Annotated in this window: 3 protein-coding genes; 1 reads left to right on the plus strand and 2 read right to left on the minus strand. The window is 72.5% G+C overall.

The window, feature by feature from the left end:
- Positions 1 to 737, minus strand: a 737-nt coding sequence (locus tag DEP02_RS25210; protein ID WP_198668580.1) for a TerD family protein, incomplete at its 3' end; no start/stop codon positions are given.
- A gap of 159 nt (positions 738 to 896) precedes the next feature.
- Positions 897 to 1,493 (minus strand): M48 metallopeptidase family protein, encoded by a 597-nt coding sequence (locus DEP02_RS25215; RefSeq protein ID WP_112469985.1) that lies wholly within the window; start codon positions 1,491 to 1,493, stop codon positions 897 to 899.
- 181 nt (positions 1,494 to 1,674) lie between these two features.
- Here DEP02_RS25215 and DEP02_RS25220 point away from each other — a divergent pair.
- Positions 1,675 to 2,255, plus strand: a 581-nt coding sequence (locus DEP02_RS25220) for a ThiF family adenylyltransferase (protein ID WP_232839268.1), incomplete at its 3' end; no start/stop codon positions are given.

Genomic DNA, 2,255 nt, shown 5'->3' on the forward strand with positions numbered 1-2,255 from the left:
GGCGGCGGGGTGGCTCCCGGGGGCGGCGCGAAGCCCTGCACGGCGGGCTGGGGCACGGGGGCGGCCGGGGCCGGAGCGGGCGCGGCGGGACCGGAGGGCCCGGAAGGCACACCGAACGTCGGGGGCGGAGCGGTCTGGGCGGGCGGGGCGAAGCCCGGGACGGCACCGGGCTGCGGCTGCTGCGGGGCCTGGTCGGGGGCGCTCTCCTCCTCCAGGACCTCGCCGCCGAAGTTCTTCAGCAGCGCCTCGAGGCCGCCGTCGAAGCCCTGGCCGACGGCCGCGAACCGCCACACGTCCTTGAGGTAGATGTCGCCCAGCATCACGGCCCGTTCGGTGGAGAACTCCGAGCCGTTGAACGCGTACCGGGCCACCTCCTCGCCGCCCGCCACGATGCGCAGGTACCCGGGGTTGATCTGCGACATCTGTCCGGCGCCGTCGATGGTCGCGGTGAACGACAGCTTCTGGATCCGCGGCGGGATCTTCTCGAGCGTGACCCGGAAGGACTCCGTGTCGCCCGCCTGGGGCCCCAGCATCTGGATGGCTTCCTCGGGGGACTTCGGCTGGTTGAAGAAGACGAAGTACCGGTCGTCCGAGAGGCGTTCGTCGGCGTCCAGCCCGAAGCAGCTGATGTCGAAGGTCAGTCCGGGGGCCGAGATCTGCACGCCTACGTACAGATCCGTGCCCGCGGTCAGGTCACTGATCCTGGCCTTGTGGCCGCGCTGGAATTCCCTGGGCATGCGTAACGACCGTCCCCCATCCCGAGTGCGAGTGCGTCGCGCCAGGCTAACCGCAAAATCCGACATCGGACGAAGTCGGTACAGACCCGGTACACAAACCCGGTCCGGTGGTACCTCACGCCCCCGAAGCCGTGGTCACTCGCCCCCCCGAAGCCGTGGTCACTCGCCGCGGGCGCCCGGCACATGCGGCAACCGTCCGGCTGCGACCACCCCTTCGAGGTAGCCCCGGGCCCGCTCGGTTCGCGGATAGGCCTCCAGCAGCCGCCAGAAGTCCGGGCCGTGGCCGGGGACGAGCAGATGGGCGAGTTCGTGCAGGAGGACGTAGTCGACGACGTACTCGGGCATCCCCTGCAGGCGGTGCGAGAGCCGGATGCTGCGCTCCGCCGGTGTGCACGAGCCCCAGCGTGTGTTCTGGTTGGTGACCCAGCGCACCGAGGCGGGCCGGGCCCGGCCGTCGAGGAACTGGGCCGACAGCCGCTCGGCCCGCTCGGCGAGTTCCGCGTCGCCGAGCGAGCGCCGGCTCTCCTGGGCGGCCAGTTTGTCGAGCATGACGGTCACCCAGCGCCGCTCCTCCGCCTCGGTCATCCGGGCGGGGATCAGCACGATGGTGCGATCGCCCTCGCGGTACGCGGAGACCGTCCGGCGGCGGCGGGCGCTCCTGCGGACTTCGATCGCGCTCGTCGCCGGGCCGCTCGGCGGCGGGCTCGTCTTGCTGCGCTGTGGCGTTCCGGAGCGGTGCAGTGGGTCGGCGGACACGCCCCGACGTTACCGGGTGTACGTACGAGAAGTCCCGGGTCCGGAACGGTTCCGTGCCGATCCTTCACTCAGCGTCTTACTTGTACGACGAATATCCCCAGCCTGTGGACAACTTTCGGCGCCGCCCGGCCGGGGCGGGCATGCTGGCACTCACTTCGTTCTCCGGGCTACGGGGGCTCGCATGCATCCCATGGTGAAACCCGCGCTCAGGCGCGGCTGGCGTGATCTCGACACCGTGCAGTTCGGGATGACACCCGCGCACGCGCTGACACTGGGTCCGATGGACACCGCGACGGGCAGTTTCCTGGACCTGCTCAACGGCACGCGCGGGCTGCCTCTCCTGCGCGAGGAGGGGCACCGCATGGATCTGCCCGACGGCCATGTGGACCGTCTTGTGGAGCGGCTGGCCCACGCCGGGCTCCTCGACGACGCCCGGGGCGGCGGTGCGGCGGCGGACGCGCTCCGGGAGAAGAAGGAGGTCATGGACCGGCTGGCGCCTGATCTCGCCTCCCTCTCCCTGGTCGCGCGCGAACCGGGCGAGGCGATTGGGCGACTGGCGGCCCGCAGTGGCCTGCGCGTGCAGGTCCGGGGCGCGGGCCGGGTGGGCGCCGCGCTGGCCGCGCTGTTGTCCGGCGCGGGGATCGGCGAGGTCGACGTGCGCGACGTCGGCTGCGTGGAGCCGTGGGACGTCACCCCGGGCGGGCTGCCGGCCGAGGCCGTCGGCGAGCGCCGGGACGCCGCGGCGCGGCGGGCCGTGCGCCG

Origin of the sequence: Streptomyces triticisoli, from assembly GCF_003270085.1 — a bacterium.
GTDB classification, from domain to species: domain Bacteria; phylum Actinomycetota; class Actinomycetes; order Streptomycetales; family Streptomycetaceae; genus Streptomyces; species Streptomyces triticisoli.